This window comes from Pseudomonas sp. H1_A03 (assembly GCF_054685145.1).
This window is the reverse complement of sequence record NZ_CP162829.1, coordinates 3,108,856-3,124,945: the sequence shown is the minus strand read 5'-3', so window position 1 is coordinate 3,124,945 and position 16,090 is coordinate 3,108,856. Positions and strand designations below refer to the sequence as shown.

The 16,090-nt window shown below is 59.5% G+C and carries 21 protein-coding genes; 10 read left to right on the top strand and 11 right to left on the bottom strand.

What is annotated here, in order from left to right:
• Positions 1-4: 4 nt before the first annotated feature.
• Together AB4O35_RS14420 and AB4O35_RS14415 are read right to left on the bottom strand one after the other, a co-directional pair.
• On the bottom strand, positions 5-1,234 hold the full coding sequence (locus AB4O35_RS14420) for a winged helix-turn-helix domain-containing protein (RefSeq protein WP_065945661.1): 1,230 nt from the start codon (positions 1,232-1,234) through the stop codon (positions 5-7).
• A 45-nt stretch (positions 1,235-1,279) separates the two neighbouring features.
• Positions 1,280-1,486, bottom strand: coding sequence for a DUF1127 domain-containing protein (locus AB4O35_RS14415; RefSeq protein WP_065945662.1), 207 nt, complete (start codon positions 1,484-1,486; stop codon positions 1,280-1,282).
• A 70-nt stretch (positions 1,487-1,556) separates the two neighbouring features.
• Here AB4O35_RS14415 and AB4O35_RS14410 point away from each other — a divergent pair, with 70 nt between their 5' ends.
• Positions 1,557-2,438 (top strand): LysR family transcriptional regulator, encoded by an 882-nt coding sequence (locus AB4O35_RS14410; RefSeq protein ID WP_065882422.1) that lies wholly within the window; start codon positions 1,557-1,559, stop codon positions 2,436-2,438.
• Here the strand turns inward: AB4O35_RS14410 and AB4O35_RS14405 are convergent.
• Entirely contained in the window at positions 2,428-3,177 is a 750-nt protein-coding gene (locus tag AB4O35_RS14405; protein ID WP_065872729.1) for a sulfite exporter TauE/SafE family protein, read from the bottom strand. The two genes, AB4O35_RS14410 and AB4O35_RS14405, sit on opposite strands and share 11 nt — an antisense overlap.
• A gap of 109 nt (positions 3,178-3,286) precedes the next feature.
• Between AB4O35_RS14405 and AB4O35_RS14400 the strand changes: the two genes are divergently transcribed.
• The 4 genes from AB4O35_RS14400 to AB4O35_RS14385 all read left to right on the top strand — a co-directional run bounded on the left by AB4O35_RS14400 (position 3,287) and on the right by AB4O35_RS14385 (position 6,497).
• The gene (locus AB4O35_RS14400) at positions 3,287-4,237 is read left to right on the top strand and encodes a LysR family transcriptional regulator (RefSeq protein ID WP_049709297.1); all 951 of its coding nucleotides are present in this window, start codon (positions 3,287-3,289) and stop codon (positions 4,235-4,237) included.
• A gap of 80 nt (positions 4,238-4,317) precedes the next feature.
• Complete coding sequence (locus tag AB4O35_RS14395) at positions 4,318-4,770, top strand: MarR family winged helix-turn-helix transcriptional regulator (RefSeq protein ID WP_065872730.1); 453 nt, start codon at positions 4,318-4,320, stop codon at positions 4,768-4,770.
• A gap of 263 nt (positions 4,771-5,033) precedes the next feature.
• Positions 5,034-5,453 carry an organic hydroperoxide resistance protein gene (locus tag AB4O35_RS14390; protein WP_010211852.1) on the top strand — a complete coding sequence of 140 codons (420 nt, stop codon included), beginning with the start codon at positions 5,034-5,036 and terminating at the stop codon, positions 5,451-5,453.
• 27 nt (positions 5,454-5,480) lie between these two features.
• Positions 5,481-6,497 (top strand): alpha/beta hydrolase, encoded by a 1,017-nt coding sequence (locus tag AB4O35_RS14385; RefSeq protein ID WP_083207093.1) that lies wholly within the window; start codon positions 5,481-5,483, stop codon positions 6,495-6,497.
• Between the two features lie 68 nt (positions 6,498-6,565).
• Here the strand turns inward: AB4O35_RS14385 and AB4O35_RS14380 are convergent, their stop codons facing one another.
• Together AB4O35_RS14380 and earP are read right to left on the bottom strand one after the other, a co-directional pair.
• Entirely contained in the window at positions 6,566-7,138 is a 573-nt protein-coding gene (locus AB4O35_RS14380; RefSeq protein ID WP_065872731.1) for an elongation factor P, read from the bottom strand.
• A 49-nt stretch (positions 7,139-7,187) separates the two neighbouring features.
• On the bottom strand, positions 7,188-8,321 hold the full coding sequence (gene earP / locus AB4O35_RS14375) for an elongation factor P maturation arginine rhamnosyltransferase EarP (protein WP_065872732.1): 1,134 nt from the start codon (positions 8,319-8,321) through the stop codon (positions 7,188-7,190).
• A gap of 132 nt (positions 8,322-8,453) precedes the next feature.
• Between earP and AB4O35_RS14370 the strand changes: the two genes are divergently transcribed.
• Entirely contained in the window at positions 8,454-8,822 is a 369-nt protein-coding gene (locus tag AB4O35_RS14370) for a hypothetical protein (RefSeq protein ID WP_065872733.1), read from the top strand.
• A 5-nt stretch (positions 8,823-8,827) separates the two neighbouring features.
• Positions 8,828-9,310, top strand: a complete 483-nt coding sequence (locus AB4O35_RS14365; protein ID WP_065872734.1) for a GreA/GreB family elongation factor — start codon at positions 8,828-8,830, stop codon at positions 9,308-9,310.
• Between the two features lie 5 nt (positions 9,311-9,315).
• Here AB4O35_RS14365 and cysB read toward each other — a convergent pair whose 3' ends face one another.
• The 5 genes from cysB to AB4O35_RS14340 all read right to left on the bottom strand — a co-directional run bounded on the left by cysB (position 9,316) and on the right by AB4O35_RS14340 (position 13,224).
• Positions 9,316-10,290, bottom strand: coding sequence for an HTH-type transcriptional regulator CysB (gene cysB, locus AB4O35_RS14360; RefSeq protein WP_012722988.1), 975 nt, complete (start codon positions 10,288-10,290; stop codon positions 9,316-9,318).
• A gap of 103 nt (positions 10,291-10,393) precedes the next feature.
• Complete coding sequence (locus tag AB4O35_RS14355; RefSeq protein WP_049709304.1) at positions 10,394-10,894, bottom strand: universal stress protein; 501 nt, start codon at positions 10,892-10,894, stop codon at positions 10,394-10,396.
• Positions 10,895-10,966: 72 nt separating this feature from the next.
• Positions 10,967-11,872 carry a 5'-nucleotidase gene (locus AB4O35_RS14350; protein WP_065872735.1) on the bottom strand — a complete coding sequence of 302 codons (906 nt, stop codon included), beginning with the start codon at positions 11,870-11,872 and terminating at the stop codon, positions 10,967-10,969.
• 15 nt (positions 11,873-11,887) lie between these two features.
• Complete coding sequence (locus tag AB4O35_RS14345) at positions 11,888-12,841, bottom strand: putative 2-dehydropantoate 2-reductase (RefSeq protein WP_065872736.1); 954 nt, start codon at positions 12,839-12,841, stop codon at positions 11,888-11,890.
• On the bottom strand, positions 12,838-13,224 hold the full coding sequence (locus AB4O35_RS14340) for a YbbN family protein (RefSeq protein ID WP_065872737.1): 387 nt from the start codon (positions 13,222-13,224) through the stop codon (positions 12,838-12,840). Before AB4O35_RS14340 ends, AB4O35_RS14345 begins: the two co-directional genes overlap by 4 nt.
• Between AB4O35_RS14340 and AB4O35_RS14335 the strand changes: the two genes are divergently transcribed.
• Positions 13,223-13,657: a PilZ domain-containing protein gene (locus tag AB4O35_RS14335; RefSeq protein WP_065872738.1), complete on the top strand. Its 435-nt coding sequence runs from the start codon at positions 13,223-13,225 to the stop codon at positions 13,655-13,657. The genes AB4O35_RS14340 and AB4O35_RS14335 overlap by 2 nt on opposite strands.
• A 131-nt stretch (positions 13,658-13,788) precedes the next feature.
• Positions 13,789-14,865 (top strand): 3-deoxy-7-phosphoheptulonate synthase, encoded by a 1,077-nt coding sequence (locus AB4O35_RS14330; protein WP_016975370.1) that lies wholly within the window; start codon positions 13,789-13,791, stop codon positions 14,863-14,865.
• Positions 14,866-14,929: 64 nt separating this feature from the next.
• Here the strand turns inward: AB4O35_RS14330 and AB4O35_RS14325 are convergent, their stop codons facing one another.
• The gene (locus AB4O35_RS14325; RefSeq protein WP_049709309.1) at positions 14,930-15,211 is read right to left on the bottom strand and encodes a GNAT family N-acetyltransferase; all 282 of its coding nucleotides are present in this window, start codon (positions 15,209-15,211) and stop codon (positions 14,930-14,932) included.
• Between the two features lie 611 nt (positions 15,212-15,822).
• On the opposite strand from AB4O35_RS14325, the gene oprI reads away from it, so the two are divergent.
• Positions 15,823-16,074: an outer membrane lipoprotei OprI gene (gene oprI, locus AB4O35_RS14320; RefSeq protein ID WP_003172710.1), complete on the top strand. Its 252-nt coding sequence runs from the start codon at positions 15,823-15,825 to the stop codon at positions 16,072-16,074.
• Positions 16,075-16,090: the final 16 nt, after the last annotated feature.

Sequence of the window (16,090 nt, the reverse complement as noted above, 5' to 3'; positions counted from 1 at the left end):
GGCCCTATAGGCCAATATCCATAGTCATCATTGCCGCCCTTAACCGGTCGGCACTCGGCCGTTGGCAATTGAGCTGGACCTGTTCAAGTCCCAGCCAATCAACCATCTGCCGCAGGTTCAGCGCCAGCGCCAACATCCCCTCCTCATCAAGCCCCGGCGCCTCCTCATGCACCGCATGCACCGCCAAACGACCATTGGCGCGCTCGGCGCGCAAGTCGATGCGCGCGGCGATCCGTTCGTTGTGCAAAAACGGCAGCACGTAATAGCCGTAGACGCGTTTGTCCTGTGGCGTGTAGATCTCCAAGCGGTAACGGAAATCGAACAAGCGCTCGGTGCGGCTGCGTTCCCAGATCAACGAATCGAATGGCGACAGCAATGCGCTGGCCGTGACGTTGCGCGGCACTTTGGGTTCGGGCAGGCAGTAGGCCGGTTGTTTCCAACCTTGTACCTGGCAAACCTGCAGCCGGCCGTGTTCCACCAGTTCGGCGAGGCGATTGCGGCTGTCGGCAGGATCGAGACGGAAGTAATCGCGCAGGTCCTTCTCGGTGCCCACGCCCAACGCCGTGGCGCTGTGCAGCAGCAAGCCGCGCTGGGCTTCGGCCTCAGTCACAGAGGTTTGTAGGACAGCGCTGGGAATGACCCGCTCCGGCAAATCGTAGAGACGCTCAAAGCCACGTCGGCCAGCAACCGTCACCAGGCCGGCCGCAAACAACCATTCCAGCGCGTGTTTCTCATCGCTCCAGTCCCACCAAGGGCCGGCGCGCTCCTCACGCGTCGAGAGGCTGCCGGCACCCAATGCGCCCTGTTGCTCGACCGTGCGCAAAACGCGCTGGATCGTGGCCTGCTGCTCCCGACCAAAACGCGCCATCTGTGAATAGATACCCTGCCCCTGCTGCGCCCGTACCATGCGCCAGCGCATCAACGGGTAAAGCGCCAGCGGCAATAGTGACGCCTCATGCCCCCAGTATTCGAACAACGAACGCCGCCGGCCCTGGCTCCAGGCCGCCTGCTCAAGGAGCAAAGGGGAGTAATTACCCAATCGGGAAAACAGCGGCAGGTAATGCGAGCGCACCACGGCGTTCACCGAGTCGATCTGCAACACGCCGAGGCGCTCAATCATCCGGTTGAGATGCGTAGCCTTAATCAGCGCAGGCGCCTGGCGTCCGGAAAAACCTTGGGCCACCAGCGCCATGCGTCGAGCTTGCTTGAGTGAAAAAGACAGGTCGGCGGGCATGAGGTTCTCCGTGTGGACTCACCGACCACCCTACTGCATCCGCGATCATTTTCGCAGCGGGTCTTGCCAGAAATGCAGGTGTCGCTCCTGCTCTACGTCGCCGCGATTGAGCCCGATGTCCTTGAGTGCCTCATCACTCAAGGTTGCCAGCATCTGCCGCTCCTCGTGCACCACCTGCCAATGGGAAATCTTGTGAAACAGCCCGGAAAATGGACGTTTCACCAGCACTACAAAACCTCTTTGACCTTTCATCTTCTCGCCCTCCAGTGGGGATGGCGCAAGTGTGTGCTCGGGCTTATGATCAATCCAACGAATGTTTCTTATGCAATACATCTCAGAGATTGATCATTTGTCCAGTTTTCCAAGCATCGACACAGAAGTGCTGCGCACCTTCGTCGCCATCGCCGATCAGGGCGGTTTCACCCGCGCCGGGGAATTGGTCAACCGCACCCAGTCGGCGGTGAGCATGCAGATGAAGCGCCTGGAAGAAGACGTGTTGCAGCGCAAGCTGTTCGAGCGTGATGGTCGGCAGGTACGGCTCACACCCGAAGGCCAGGTGTTGCTGGGGTATGCACGGCGCATCCTGAAACTGCACAGCGAGGTGTTCAACACCCTGCGTGAGCCGCACATGGTGGGCTTGGTGCGCATCGGCACGCCAGATGACTACGTGATGCGTTTCCTGCCAGGGATTCTCAAGCAGTTTTCCAAGGCCTATCCGCTGATCCAGATCGAGATGCACTGCGAATCCTCACCAGTGCTGATGCAGCGCCGTGATTTGGCGTTGACCGTTGTCAGTCGCGAGCCAGGCAATGAAATCGGTGAACTGTTGCGCACAGAACGCATGGTGTGGGCGGCGGCGCCATGCTTTTGCACGGACGAGCATGAGGCCCTGCCACTGGCGATGTCCGGTGCCGATTGTCTTTACACCCAGTGGGCACGCTCGGCACTGGAGGCGGCCGGACGGGATTATCGCCTGGCCTATCACAGCTCCAACGTGGCGGCGATCCAGGCGGTGGTCAACGCCGGCCTGGCGATGATGGTCAGCATGGAAAGCCTGGTGACTGATGACCTGCGCGTGCTTGGCAAGGACGAGGGCCTGCCGCCACTGCCGTCGATGAACCTGCACCTGTTGCGCAACCCACAGATGAATTCGCCCATCACCGAATGCCTGGCGGACTACATCCTCGAAGGTTTCAGACTTTAAAGGTCAGCATCACCGCGCACACCACCAGGAAGCCACAAAACAAGCCGCGCAGCACGCGCTCCGGCAGCGCATGCGCCACCTTCACACCCCAACTGATACTGAGCAAGCCGCCGACGGCCAACGGCACGCCGATCATCCAGTCCACTTCCTGGTGCCAGGCGTAGGTCACCAGCGTTACGCCGGTGCTGGGTAGCGCCAAGGCCAGCGACAATCCTTGCGCGACCACTTGGCTGGTGCCAAACACGCTGGTGAGTACCGGCGTGGCGACCACCGCGCCCCCCACGCCAAACAGGCCGCCCATAGAGCCCGACGCCGCACCCAGTACGCCCAGCCAGGGCCAGGAGTAACGCATCTGCGCAGTCGGGGGTGCGTTGCGGGTGAACATGCGCAGCAGGTTATAGGCCGCCAGCACCATCAGAAAGACGATAAAGCCGATGCGCATCGCCCCCGCATCCAGGCCCACCGCCCAGATCGAACCGAGCCAGGCAAAACTGAAGCCCATGATCCCCAACGGCAGCGCATGCCGCAGTTCGATGCGGTTGCGTTGGTGATAGCGCCACAGCGCAAGCATCACGTTGGGCACCACCATGACCAGCGCCGTGCCTTGGGCCAATTGCTGGTCCAGGCCGAACAATACGCCGAGCACCGGAATCGCAATCAGCCCGCCACCAATGCCAAACAGGCCGCCCACCGTGCCGAGGGCCGCGCCCAAGATCAAATACATCACTAAATCCAACACTGCGCGTTACTCCTCAATCCCAGGCCTTGCATGCTACGCAGTCGGCTATGGCGTGGAAACGCACAGCAACGCACAATGGCTGTGCCAATCTCGCATAAGCGTTTGAGTCATGAACCCGAATACCTTGACCGATCAGTTGGGCCTGTTTCTCGATGTACTGGAGACCGGTAGCTTTTCCGCCGCCGCACGTCGCCACCCGCTGACGCCCTCAGCGGTGGCACGGCGCATCGACAGCCTGGAAAGCTCAGTGGGCAGCCGCCTGTTCCAGCGCAGCACCCACGCGGTAGTGCCGACCCCGGCAGGCCTGGCGTTTGCCGAGCGGGCGCGACGGATTGTCAGCGAGTTGCAATTGGCGCGCGCCGAAGCGGTGTCCCTCAGCCATGCGCCGGAAGGCTTGATTCGCGTGGATGCGCCGGCAGCGTTTGGACGACGGCATCTGGCGCCGGTGATTGCAGATTTCCTCAATGTGTATCCGGGGCTGGATGTGCACCTGCATTTGATCGACAGCTTTGTGGATATGCAGGGCGCGCACCTGGGCAAGGTCGATCTGGTGCTGCGCGCCGGGCATATCGTCGATACCCGGCTGATCGCCACGCCCCTGGCGAGCATCGTACGCATCGCCTGCGCCAGCCCGGCCTATCTGAAAAGCCGTGGCACGCCGCTGCATCCTCGCGAGCTAAGCGAACACGACGGGCTGGACTGGGATGGCTTGGCGCCGATGTTCGCCTGGCGCTTTGAGCTGGATGGGCGCCGCGCGACCTATCGCCCGCAGCGCATCCGCATGAGCGCCAACAACGCTGAAGCCTTGCTGTCCGGCGCACTGGCGGGGCTGGGTATTGCCCATCTGCCCACATGGCTCGCCAGTGAGTACTTGGTGCGCGGCGAGCTGTTACCGTTGTTTTGCGAAAACGGCTTGCCCAGCCCCGAGACCACCGGGATCTATGCGCTGCGCCTGGAGCAGCAACCCAATGCACGTAGCCGCTTGCTGCTGGAATACCTCAAAACCCGTTTCAGCCCAGTACCGCCCTGGGACCTGGCATTGCAAAGCGGCTTGGTCTGACCACCCGGACAGAATTATCTGGCGCATTAAAGATTTGCCCGCTAGATTCCAGCCCAGACACGTTTTTTCGAGGCACCGCCATGAGCAAAAACCCTGATCCGTGCGAATCGCTGATGCTGGACAACCAGCTGTGCTTCGCCCTGCACTCCACCTCGCTGTTGATGACCAAGGTCTACAAGCCTTTGTTGCAGGCCCTGGGCCTGACCTATCCGCAGTACCTGGCGATGATGGTGCTGTGGGAAGAGGACGGTTTGACCGTCGGCGAAATCAGCAGCCGCCTGCTGACCGATCCGGGCTCCCTCACTCCGCTGCTCAAGCGCCTGGAGGTCGAAGGCCTGCTCAGCCGTACACGCAGCCGTGAAGATGAGCGCGTGGTCGTGGTGGAATTGACCGACGCCGGCCGGGCGTTGCAGGACAAGGCCATGGGGATACCTCAGTGCATTCTTGGCGCCAGCGGCTTGGAATTGGACCAGTTGCGCAAGCTGCAAGGCGATTTGATTGCGTTGCGCACCAACCTGCAAGCCAGCATCTAACGCGCTAGACCAGCCACCCAATATCTAAATGTGGGAGCTGGCTTGCCTGCGATAGCGGTCTATCAGTCACAGCAGCATTGACTGACCCACCGCTATCGCAGGCAAGCCAGCTCCCACATTTGGTTTTGTGGCGCGTCAGAAAACTACTCAATGCAAACTTTTTTATAAATTTAGCTTGCGCGCTAAACATTAGCGCTATACATTCGCCTCACCAACTACTTAGCGCACAAACATTTAGCGCTACAACCCAAGAGGACAACACCATGCAAACGCTCTATACCGCAGTAGCCACCGCCACCGGCGGCCGTGATGGTCGTGCTGTTTCCAACGACAACATCCTCGACGTCAAACTCTCCACCCCCAAAGAACTCGGCGGTGCCGGTGGCCAGGCCACTAACCCTGAACAACTGTTCGCTGCCGGCTACTCGGCCTGCTTTATCGGCGCGCTGAAATTCGTCGCCAGCCAGACCAAACGCAAAATCCCGGATGACGCCTCGATCACTGCCCACGTCGGCATCGGCCAGATCCCCGGTGGTTTCGGCCTGGATATCGACCTGCACATCAGCCTGCCGGGCCTGGCTCAGGACGACGCGCAAAGCCTGGTCGACGCGGCTCACCAAGTCTGCCCGTACTCCAACGCCACCCGTGGCAACGTCGATGTGCGCCTGCACGTGACCGTCTGATGACCTTGGCCGCCCCTGGAGAACGACATGAACACAATTGGTAAAGCGCTCACCGGTACCCTGCTCGCCCTGTCTATCACCAATGCCTTTGCTGCGACGGGTGATGTGGAACACAACACCCAGGCCTTCCTGGATGCGTTGAACGCCGGCACCGGTAAACCAATAGAGCAACTGACGCCAAAGGACGCCCGTGCCGTACTCACTGGCGCCCAGGCCGGTGTGAAGCTGACCTTACCCAAGGCGGAAGTGAGCCAGAAGACCATTCAGGTCGATGGTAAGCCGCTGGACCTGACCATCGTGCGTCCGGCCGGGGTCAAGGGCACATTGCCGGTGTTCATGTTCTTCCACGGTGGCGGCTGGGTGCTGGGGGATTACCCGACTCACGAACGCCTGGTGCGGGATTTGGTGGCGGGCTCAGGTGCGGTGGCGGTGTTCGTCAACTACACGCCTTCGCCGCAAGCGCACTATCCGGTGGCGATCAACCAGGCCTACGGCGCCACTAAATGGGTGGCCGAGCATGGCAAAGAGATCAATGTCGATGGCAAGCGCCTGGCGGTAGCGGGCAACAGTGTCGGCGGCAATATGGCGGCCGTGGTCAGCCTGATGGCCAAGGACAAGGGCACGCCAGCCATCAAATTCCAGCTGCTGCTGTGGCCGGTGACCGACGCCAGCTTCGACACGGGGTCCTACGACCAGTATGCCGAAGGGCACTTCCTCACCCGCAATATGATGAAGTGGTTCTGGGACAACTACACCACCGACGCCAACCAGCGCGCCGAGATCTACGCCTCGCCGCTGCGGGCCACCCCTGCTCAGCTCAAAGGCTTGCCGCCCGCGCTGATCCAGACGGCGGGCGCCGATGTGCTGCGTGATGAAGGCGAGGCCTATGCCCGCAAACTGGATGCAGCCGGTGTGCCGGTAACTGCCGTGCGCTACAACGGCATGATCCACGACTACGGTTTGCTCAATGTGGTCAGCCAGGTACCAGCGGTGCGCTCAGCCCTGCTGCAAGCGTCGGACGAACTGAAGCAACACCTGAAGTAAGTCAGTACGACGCCCACGAAAAAGCCCGACACAAGGTCGGGCTTTTTTTCGTATCGGCTGGGCCAGAATTACTTCTTGGCGCGACCTTTGTACGAACCGCCTTCGCGGGTATCGATTTCGATCATGTCGTCGATTTCGATGAAATCGGCCACTTGCAGTTCGGTACCGTTGCTCAGCTTGGCAGGCTTCATCACCTTGCCGGAAGTGTCGCCGCGAGCGGAACCTTCGGTGTAGGCCACTTTACGCACGATGGTGGTCGGCAGCTCTACGGAAACCAGGCGCTCTTCGAAGAAAATAGCTTCGCAAACGTCTTCCATGCCTTCTTCGATGAACGGCAGAACGGCTTCGATATCTTCAGCGTTCAGCTCGTACATGGTGTAGTCGGTGGTGTCCATGAACGTGTAGGTGTCGCCGCTGATGAAGGACAGGGTCGCTTCTTTGCGGTCGAGGATTACGTCGTCCAGTTTGTCATCGGCGCTGTAGACGATCTCGGTCTTGTAACCGGTCAGCAGGTTCTTCAGCTTGGTCTTCATGATTGCGCTGTTACGACCAGACTTGGTGAACTCAGCTTTCTGAACCAGCCAAGGGTCGTTTTCGAGACGGATCACTGTACCGGGTTTCAGTTCTTTACCAGTTTTCATTGCATATATCCGAAATTTGGATGGGATTTACAAAATTCAAGGTGGCGTATCATATCCAACTTTCATAAAACTTCACCAGCGCCGTCGCAAGATCGGCCTGCAAGCCCTGTTCCAGACACCATGTTTCGGCGTTCTGGCTCACCTCCGACCCGTGTTCCAGCAGCATTTTCCACGGTTGTGCCATATCGCCCTCCGTGTTCCAGGCTTGCCAGAGCCCGATAAAGGCAGCCTTTGCCGCCGCTGATAAGCCGGCCGTGTACAGCTCCAGGAAGGCATCGAGCTTGTCGAGATGGATGTCTTCGTCCTGGCGATAGATGTGCCACAGCAGCGGCCGGCCGGCCCATTGGGCGCGCACGAACGAGTCTTCGCCGCGTACGGCATTGAAGTCGCAGCACCACAGCAGGTGGTCATATTGCTCTTGGCGTACGAACGCGATGACCTGCACCGTCAGCGCTCCGCGTTGCTGGATGTCCCCCGCTGCTAGCCGGTCCAGGCCCAGCCAGCGCTGCACATCACCCAGAATACGGCCCTCCGGAACCAACAGATGAGTGGCACGCCCATCCGTCGATAACACGTCCAGCCAACTGGCCAGCCCGGCATTTTCGTAGGCAAACAGTGAGATCAGCCGCGCATCGGCTGCGGGAAATATGCCCAAGGCTTGCAGGAAATCTCGCTGCGCGCTGGCATCCTGCTGAAAGGCCCGACGCTGCTCCAGCAGACCCGCCTCGCGCAGCAAGCCTCCGGTGCCGGGACGAAATCCGGGAAAGAAGAAGTACTTCTGCACGCCTTTGAATTTCACCGAAGGCAACCGGTGACACCCCACTACCCAGTCTTCCGCGCTGAGGTAATCCAGGTTCATCCATAACGGCGTACGCTCGCGTTCGGCCATGGCTTCCATATAGTCGGGCGGTAACTGACAGGCGAAGGCGGCGATCACTACGTCCGCCGCAGGCGCCCCCACCCACTCGGCCGGCCAATGGCACACTTCGACGCCTTCCTGCCATTGCAGGTCTTGCTGCACATCAATTTCCGGGCACATGCGTTCGAAGGCACGCAGGTCATCGACCCACAAACGCACAGCGCAAGCGTGCTCCGCCACCAATTGCCGGGCCAGGCGCCAGGTCACGCCGATGTCGCCGTAGTTGTCGACGACGCTGCAAAAAATATCCCAGCGGGCTTTCATTCCGGGCTCCAACGATCAAAGGCTCGATTGTCCGCATAAATGCACCGATGCAGAAGGCTTGATCGCGATTATTCTGCACAGCGGCTGTGCGACAATCGCCGCCACGCCGCAAATGCCTGCCAGGAGGCCGCCATGTCTGATCGTTCGTTCTCGCTGCTCAAGCTCAGTGTCTCTATCGCGTTTGGCGTGTGGCTGGGGTTTATCGCCATCGTGCTGACCACTTGGCTGGCTTCGCGCTATCTGTTCCCGCAGAGCTTGGCGCCGGTGGCCCAGGCGGTCCAGCAATTGGGCAAGCCTGCGGTTGTGGAACCTGAACCGCCGAACCGCCTGTTCGAGCAATACCAGCAGAACCTGCAGAAGCAGGAACAGCAGCAAGCCCTGGATCAGGCCCGCAACAATGCACGCAACCTGTCCAACCCCAAATGCCAGTTCTGGCTGCAACAAGACCAGAACGCTCCCAACGAAAAGACTCGGGCCAATGTCCTGCAATTCTGCGATTGATCACTATGAATAAACACGCCGTCCACCAGTTGGTCCTGGAAAAGCTCAGCGTCGACCTCGACATTGCCCAACGGGCCGCGCAGACCGCCTACGAAACTGCGACCCACGAAGAAAACATCGCCGAAAACAAATACGACACTCTGGGGCTGGAGGCTTCCTACCTGGCAGCCGGGCAAGCCAAGCGTGTCGAGGAAATCAAGCAGTCGCTGGCGCTGTGCCAGAACATGGCACTGCGTGCCTACGATGATCAGCGGGGCATAGAAATCGGCGCGCTACTGGGCCTGGATGATGAGAACGGTCGCCAGCAGTGGCTGTTCCTGGCGCCGGACGCGGCGGGTTTGAAAGTGGACGTGGTCGGGCAACCGGTGACCGTCATCACCCCGCGCTCGCCGCTGGGCAACAGCCTGCTGGGCAAGTTTGAAGGTGATGAGGTGGAGATTCTGGTGGCAGGCGCTCGGCAACTGTTTACGGTTACCGAGGCCAAATAAACCACTCAGTGAACGGGCAGTTCAACGCCGTCGAACAGCTCTTCCAGTTCCTGCTTGTTGTGGCACTGGATCGCCTTGGCCATGACTTCACGGGTCAGGTGGGGCGCAAACTTCTCGATGAAATCGCACATGAAACCACGCAGGAAAGTGCCGCGACGGAAACCTATCTTGGTCACACTCGACTCGAACAGCTCGCTCGCATCAAGCACTACCAAGTCTTTGTCGAGGGCCGTGTCGACCGCCATCTTGGCGACGATACCGACGCCCAGGCCCAGGCGCACGTAAGTCTTGATCACGTCGGCGTCGGCCGCAGTGAACACCACTTTCGGCGTTAGGCCACGATGGCTGAAGGCTTCGTCGAGCTTGGAACGGCCGGTAAAACCGAATACGTAGGTCACGATCGGGTATTCAGCCAGGGCTTCCAGGGTCAGTTTCGGCAGCTTGGCCAACGGGTGACCTTGCGGCACGACCACGCAGCGGTTCCAGCGATAGCACGGCATCATCACCAGGTCCCCGAACAGCTCCAGGGCTTCGGTGGCGATGGCGAAATCGACGGTGCCGTCAGCGGCCATCTCGGCGATCTGCATCGGCGAACCCTGGTGCATGTGCAGGGCCACGTCCGGGTATTGCTTGATGAAATCACGGATCACCGGCGGCAACGCATAACGAGCCTGGGTGTGGGTGGTGGCGATGGACAGGGTACCCTTCTTTTCGTTGGAGAATTCCTGGGCGATCTGCTTGATGCTTTCGACTTTGCGCAGGATCTCGCCGGCGGTGGTGATGATACGCTCACCGGCCGGGGTGACACGGGTGAGGTGCTTGCCGCTGCGGGCGAACACTTCGACGCCCAACTCATCTTCGAGCAGGCGAATCTGCTTGCTGATACCAGGTTGCGAGGTGTACAGGCTTTGAGCGGTAGCGGAAACGTTGAGGTCGTGGTGCGCCACTTCCCAGATGTAGCGCAGTTGTTGAAGCTTCATATGTGTCCCTCAAAGCAGATAGACGCCACGGGTATCAGCGACGGTATATAACTATATTAAAGGTTTGATGGATAAATCTAGAACTTTTTATCGTTTTTACCCATCACGCATCATCACTGCGTCGACGTTGTAACGAAGGCACCAGGTACACAGGCACCGTAGACAACTGCAGCACCCGTGCCGCGGTGCGCCCCAACGGGGTGGCCGCCGCGATCGCGTGGCTATGACTGCCTACGATCAACAGGTCCACGGACAGTTTGCGCAGTTGGTCGAGTATCACCTCGCACGGGTCCCCCTGGATCACCCGTACCGAGCGGATCAACTTCAGGTCTTGCTCCCCTTCCCCCAACTCCTCGCGAAAGCTGTCCAGCACCCGCTGCTCAATCGTCGCCATCACCGTGGTCAGCCCCTGGCTCTGCCATTCACTCAGGGCCTTCTCATCAAGGTAGCTCTGTAACACCGATTCGGCGAACAGCCCGATGGGCTCGACCACGTGAATCACATACAAATCTGCCTTGAACGTTCGGGCCAGCGCCAGCGCGTGCTGCATCACATAAGGCGCGTACAGACCGAGGTCCGTGGCGTACAGCATCGAACGAATCATAGAACCCCCCCGGAACTGCCAGGATGGCGGAGATGAAATGAGCTTAGCAGTGCCCGGGCGAATACGATTAGCTTAGATCTTCACCTCATTACTGATGCCATGGGGCACATGCCCGGTCGCTACAAACTCCCTGGCTTTCTCGCAATGCCCGGCCTGGTCATCGAAAAACACATCGGCAGCAAACGCCTCCAGAAACGCGGATTTTTCCAGGCCGCCGAGGAACAACGACTCGTCCAGCCGGATATCCCACTCACGCAAGGTGCGAATCACTCGCTCGTGCGACGGCGCCGAGCGCGCGGTGACCAAAGCGGTACGGATCGGGCAGGACTCATCGGGAAACTCGCGCTGCAGCAGGTTGAGCGCCGCCAAAAAACCCTTGAAAGGACCGCCGTGCAACGGCTGGCGCGCCGACTCCCGCTCGTTGACCTGGAACGCTTCCAACCCCCCAGCCTGGTACACACGCTCCGACTCATCGGAAAACAACACGGCGTCACCGTCGAAGGCGATGCGCAGCTCTTCGCTGGAGGCACGGTTTGGACCGCCGGATAAAATCGTCGCCGCAGCGAAACCGGCATCCAAGGCACTGCGCACATCTTCAGCATGGGTCGACAGAAACAGATGGCAGCCAAACGCCGCCAAATAAGGATAAGGACTACGCCCGCCCACGAAAGCGGCGCGGGAAATATCCAGGCCGTAATGCTGGATCGAATTGAACACGCGCAGGCCGGTATCGGCACTGTTGCGCGACACCAGCACCACTTCGACCCGGGCACGGCCCAGGCTGGCGTTAAGACTCAGCAGTTTCTTGACCAGCGGGAAGGCATCGCCGGTCTCGAGGATTTCTTCTTCGTGTTCGATCTGGTATTTGCGGTAGGCCTCGACGCCTTGGGCGAGGTAGACCTTGTGGCTGTCGCTCAGGTCGAACAGGGCGCGCGACGAGATCGCCAGCACCAGTTTGTCGCCCAATCCCTTTGCCATGGTGTGTCCCCCGGCTCAGCGGTTATGCCGATCAATAAAACTCAAGGCCTGGTACAGCGCCTGCATCCGCGGCAGTTCGCAACCGGCAGCTTTTGCCGCGGCGAGTGGCCGGGCATAGATCGCCGCCAGTTCCAGCGGGCGTTTGTGCACGTGGTCGTGGTACATGCTCGGCAGGTAGTCGACCATCGTTTCGGTCATGGCGAACATCTGCTCAGCGTAACTCTTGGGGATTTCATGGCCGCAGGCGTGGGCGCCTTGTACCACTTCGGCCATCAACGCCTGAATCAGCTCGCGGCTGGATTCATCCGCCATCATCGCCGTGGTGCCCGCGCCCAATAATACCGAGAGGCCGTTGTAGGGCACGTTCCACACCAACTTATGCCAACGGGCCTGATGCACATTCGCCATGGCCTGGGACTCAATGCCCGCCTTGTGAAACAACGCGGCGCCGGCTTCGACGATCGCCTTTTGGCGGGTTTCATCATTGGCCGCCGAGCCACTGTGATACCCCAGGTTGACCCGGCCCAACGCCTGATGCTCGATAACACCGGGGGCAGAACGATGCACGCCGATGTAGCACAGCCCGCCCAGCAAATGCAGCGACGCTGGCAGGTGCTCACGAAGACTGTCTTCCACATCGAGGCCATTTTGCAGCAACACCACCTTGGCATCCGGCGCCGCAACCTGGGCGATAGTCGGGGCCAGGTCGACGTTGCCGGTGGACTTGGTGCCCACCAGAAGCCAGTCGCACGGTGGCATGTCAGCAGCCCGGGCGTAGGCCTGCACCGGGTGCAGGTGCAAGGGGCCATGCACGGTGCTGTTGAGGTGAAGGCCGTGCTCGCTGACCGCTGCGTACTCACTGCGCAACAGGAAGTGCACATCAAAACCGGCGCGTGCCAGCATCAAACCGTAGAAACCACCGATGGCGCCGGTGCCGATGATGCCAATGCGGGGTGATTGTGCGGTCATGGCAGATCCTCTGGAGTGCGGGTAAGCGCATGTTTTATAGAGTCAGCAAGGTCAGAAGGTGTAAGACGCGTCTGTAATTGTCCGAGGAATTGACCCTCGCACACCACGAACAACGCCGGCAAATGAAAGATCTGGTAGCGTTCGACCGCGCCGCCGTTGTGCCCGGCATCCACCCAGCACACCCGGTCCAGCGGCAACGGCCAGCCTGGTAATTGCTGGCGCGCCCAACGGCAACTGGAACACCCTACGCTTGTGAACACGACAAGCGAAATACCTGGCAATCCCAGCAATTGCTGGTCAATATCCAGGTCGGTCAATTCCAGTTCCTTCACTATACTGCTGCTGCCGCCGTCAACTGGACGGTGCTCGGAGTCCGTGTACATGGGTCGTTTTTTACCTCACCCTGATGATGTCGCTGTCGAGTTAATCCAACGCCCCTCTCCTGCCATCCCCCGCCAACGCCTGCACACGATCGGCCTGGGCGGTGTTGCCTGCCATTGGCCACGCGCCTGGCGCGAGGGCACGGCAGTTGATCTGCACATCCCTTCCCTGGGCGCCAGCGCACGCTATCCGGGCTATGTGGCGTGGTGCCGCAAGGTGGAAAACGGCTACCGCGTCGGTGTCTCGTTTACCGATGAACATGCACTGTTCGGTGCGCGAATGGGTGAGCAAGCATGCCGGATAGAGCGCTATTGCCGCCAGCACGAAGACGCAGAACCCACTGCCCAGCAATTCGAAGCATTGGCCCGCGAGTGGGTATCGCGCCATGCCTGCGAGTTCTCCCATGAGGCGTTTGTGGCGCCAGCGCTGGATTAAAGCGGGCTTTGCCCATTGTCGCGGGCCCGTGTTACGCGCTAAGGTTCCTTCCCCCTGCATCCAAATCATGCTGTGCTCCGCCGCACGGGGATGGCTGGCGGCCGGCACCCGTGACCCTGACGAGTAACACGATGGCTGATTTACCGATCAATGACCTAAACGTCGAATCCAACGAGACCCTGATCACACCTGATCAGCTCAAGCGCGAAATCCCTTTGAGCGACGCTGCCCTGCAGACCGTCACCAAGGGCCGCGAAGTCATCCGTGACATTCTCGACGGCACCGACCACCGCCTGTTTGTCGTCATCGGGCCCTGCTCGATCCATGACCTCAAGGCTGCCCACGAGTACGCCGAGCGCCTCAAAGTACTGGCGGCGGAAGTATCCGACACCCTGTATCTGGTGATGCGCGTCTATTTCGAAAAACCGCGTACCACCGTCGGCTGGAAAGGCTTGATCAACGATCCGTACCTGGACGACTCGTTCAAGATCCAGGATGGCCTGCACATCGGTCGTCAATTGCTGCTGGACCTGGCTGAAATGGGCCTGCCCACCGCCACTGAAGCCCTGGACCCGATCTCCCCGCAGTACCTGCAGGATCTGATCAGTTGGTCGGCCATCGGCGCACGCACCACTGAATCCCAGACTCACCGAGAAATGGCGTCCGGCCTTTCCTCGGCCGTGGGCTTCAAGAACGGCACCGACGGTGGCCTGACCGTGGCGATCAACGCGCTGCAATCGGTCTCCAGCCCGCACCGTTTCCTGGGTATCAACCAGGAAGGTGGCGTGTCCATCGTCACCACCAAGGGCAACGCCTACGGCCACGTGGTGCTGCGCGGCGGCAACGGCAAGCCCAACTATGATTCGGTCAGCGTTGCGCTGTGCGAACAGGCGCTGAACAAGGCCAAGATCAAGCCGAACATCATGGTCGACTGCAGCCACGCCAACTCCAACAAGGACCCGGCCCTGCAACCGCTGGTGATGGAAAACGTCGCCAACCAGATCCTCGAAGGCAACCAGTCGATCATCGGCCTGATGGTCGAGAGCCACCTGAACTGGGGTTGCCAGGCGATTCCAAAAGACCTGGCCGACTTGCAATACGGCGTGTCGATCACTGATGCCTGCATCGATTGGGCCGCCACTGAAAACACCCTGCGCAGCATGCACGCCAAGCTCAAGGACGTATTGCCGAAACGCAAACGCACCTGACACAACACTGCGCACACAAAAACGCCGGGCTGAGCCCGGCGTTTTTTATGGTGCTATTTATGCCTTAGAGCTTCGCGGCATGGCGCTGGTGGCGCTCCATGTAGCGTTCAACGTAGGAGCAGGACGGGATCACCGTATAGCCTGCCTGTTCGGCGAACTTCAAGGCTTCCTCGGTCAATGCCGCCGCAATACCACGGCCCCGCAGTGCGTTGGGCACAAAGGTCCGATAGATATCCAGGGTCTGTTTGCCGAGGTCCATATAGGTCAGATAGGCACGATGACCGTCCACATTGGTCTCGAACTGATGACCAGCCTGGTCATGGTGGATGGACAACGCCTCGCTCATCACTACTCCTCGCGGGTCTTGGTTTCTGACCCCTACCTTACCGATGTTTTTCCGGCGAAGGAACATCTACGCCACCCCGTGCCGGTTCCGACAACGAGAAAACCCTGAGCGCTCACAACCAGCACGTAGGGAATAGTAGGCACCAATCCTGCGATTGCTCAAGGCGCACCTGTCATCCCCTGCCGCTGGTGGATATAGAAAAAGCCTCGATCAACCGATGATCGAAAGCCTGTACATTGCCGGCAGTTGAACCTTGAGACGAACAGACGCTCTTAAAGTCACCTCTACATGCGCAAAAGATGCCGGGCAACGCAAAGCCGTGCTGAACGAAAGTGTCAGCTGTATATATAAATTTTCATCTATTTACAGGGCTTAACACATGCGGGCCGGCCCTTCCAGCCTGGATCCAATTGTCGCCTGATTGAAAAAAATTGGACGCTTTTTATACAAACCTTCAAAAGGTTAGCCAAAATAGATTCGGCACGAGAATTTTTTTGCTTCTTGCGCTACGTCAGTTTACTTACTACAAGTAATGGGTAGTATGTACGCCGGCTATTAGCTCACTCTGGGCGAACTAGCCATCTAATAGAAAGTCCTTGAAGGGGAACACGATGAACAACGTTCTGAAATTCTCTGCTCTGGCTCTGGCCGCAGTTCTGGCTACCGGTTGCAGCAGCGTCTCCAAAGAAACCGAAGCTCGTCTGACTGCAACTGAAGACGCAGCAGCTCGCTCCCAGGCTCGTGCAGACGAAGCCTACCGTAAAGCTGATGAAGCTCTGGCTGCTGCTCAAAAAGCACAACAGACTGCTGACGAAGCTAACGAGCGCGCACTGCGTATGCTTGAAAAAGCTAGCCGCAAGTAATAATCCTTCGGGGTTG

Excerpts from the sequence above, each read along its gene's own strand:
- AB4O35_RS14420 (WP_065945661.1), bottom strand. The coding sequence starts at position 1,234 with ATGCCCGCCGACCTGTCTTTTTCACTCAAGCAAGCTCGACGCATGGCG.
- AB4O35_RS14415 (WP_065945662.1), bottom strand. The coding sequence starts at position 1,486 with ATGAAAGGTCAAAGAGGTTTTGTAGTGCTGGTGAAACGTCCATTTTCC.
- AB4O35_RS14410 (WP_065882422.1), top strand. The coding sequence starts at position 1,557 with ATGCAATACATCTCAGAGATTGATCATTTGTCCAGTTTTCCAAGCATC.
- AB4O35_RS14400 (WP_049709297.1), top strand. The coding sequence starts at position 3,287 with ATGAACCCGAATACCTTGACCGATCAGTTGGGCCTGTTTCTCGATGTA.
- AB4O35_RS14395 (WP_065872730.1), top strand. The coding sequence starts at position 4,318 with ATGAGCAAAAACCCTGATCCGTGCGAATCGCTGATGCTGGACAACCAG.
- AB4O35_RS14390 (WP_010211852.1), top strand. The coding sequence starts at position 5,034 with ATGCAAACGCTCTATACCGCAGTAGCCACCGCCACCGGCGGCCGTGAT.
- AB4O35_RS14385 (WP_083207093.1), top strand. The coding sequence starts at position 5,481 with ATGAACACAATTGGTAAAGCGCTCACCGGTACCCTGCTCGCCCTGTCT.
- AB4O35_RS14380 (WP_065872731.1), bottom strand. The coding sequence starts at position 7,138 with ATGAAAACTGGTAAAGAACTGAAACCCGGTACAGTGATCCGTCTCGAA.
- earP (WP_065872732.1), bottom strand. The coding sequence starts at position 8,321 with ATGAAAGCCCGCTGGGATATTTTTTGCAGCGTCGTCGACAACTACGGC.
- AB4O35_RS14370 (WP_065872733.1), top strand. The coding sequence starts at position 8,454 with ATGTCTGATCGTTCGTTCTCGCTGCTCAAGCTCAGTGTCTCTATCGCG.
- AB4O35_RS14365 (WP_065872734.1), top strand. The coding sequence starts at position 8,828 with ATGAATAAACACGCCGTCCACCAGTTGGTCCTGGAAAAGCTCAGCGTC.
- cysB (WP_012722988.1), bottom strand. The coding sequence starts at position 10,290 with ATGAAGCTTCAACAACTGCGCTACATCTGGGAAGTGGCGCACCACGAC.
- AB4O35_RS14355 (WP_049709304.1), bottom strand. The coding sequence starts at position 10,894 with ATGATTCGTTCGATGCTGTACGCCACGGACCTCGGTCTGTACGCGCCT.
- AB4O35_RS14350 (WP_065872735.1), bottom strand. The coding sequence starts at position 11,872 with ATGGCAAAGGGATTGGGCGACAAACTGGTGCTGGCGATCTCGTCGCGC.
- AB4O35_RS14345 (WP_065872736.1), bottom strand. The coding sequence starts at position 12,841 with ATGACCGCACAATCACCCCGCATTGGCATCATCGGCACCGGCGCCATC.
- AB4O35_RS14335 (WP_065872738.1), top strand. The coding sequence starts at position 13,223 with ATGGGTCGTTTTTTACCTCACCCTGATGATGTCGCTGTCGAGTTAATC.
- AB4O35_RS14340 (WP_065872737.1), bottom strand. The coding sequence starts at position 13,224 with ATGTACACGGACTCCGAGCACCGTCCAGTTGACGGCGGCAGCAGCAGT.
- AB4O35_RS14330 (WP_016975370.1), top strand. The coding sequence starts at position 13,789 with ATGGCTGATTTACCGATCAATGACCTAAACGTCGAATCCAACGAGACC.
- AB4O35_RS14325 (WP_049709309.1), bottom strand. The coding sequence starts at position 15,211 with ATGAGCGAGGCGTTGTCCATCCACCATGACCAGGCTGGTCATCAGTTC.
- oprI (WP_003172710.1), top strand. The coding sequence starts at position 15,823 with ATGAACAACGTTCTGAAATTCTCTGCTCTGGCTCTGGCCGCAGTTCTG.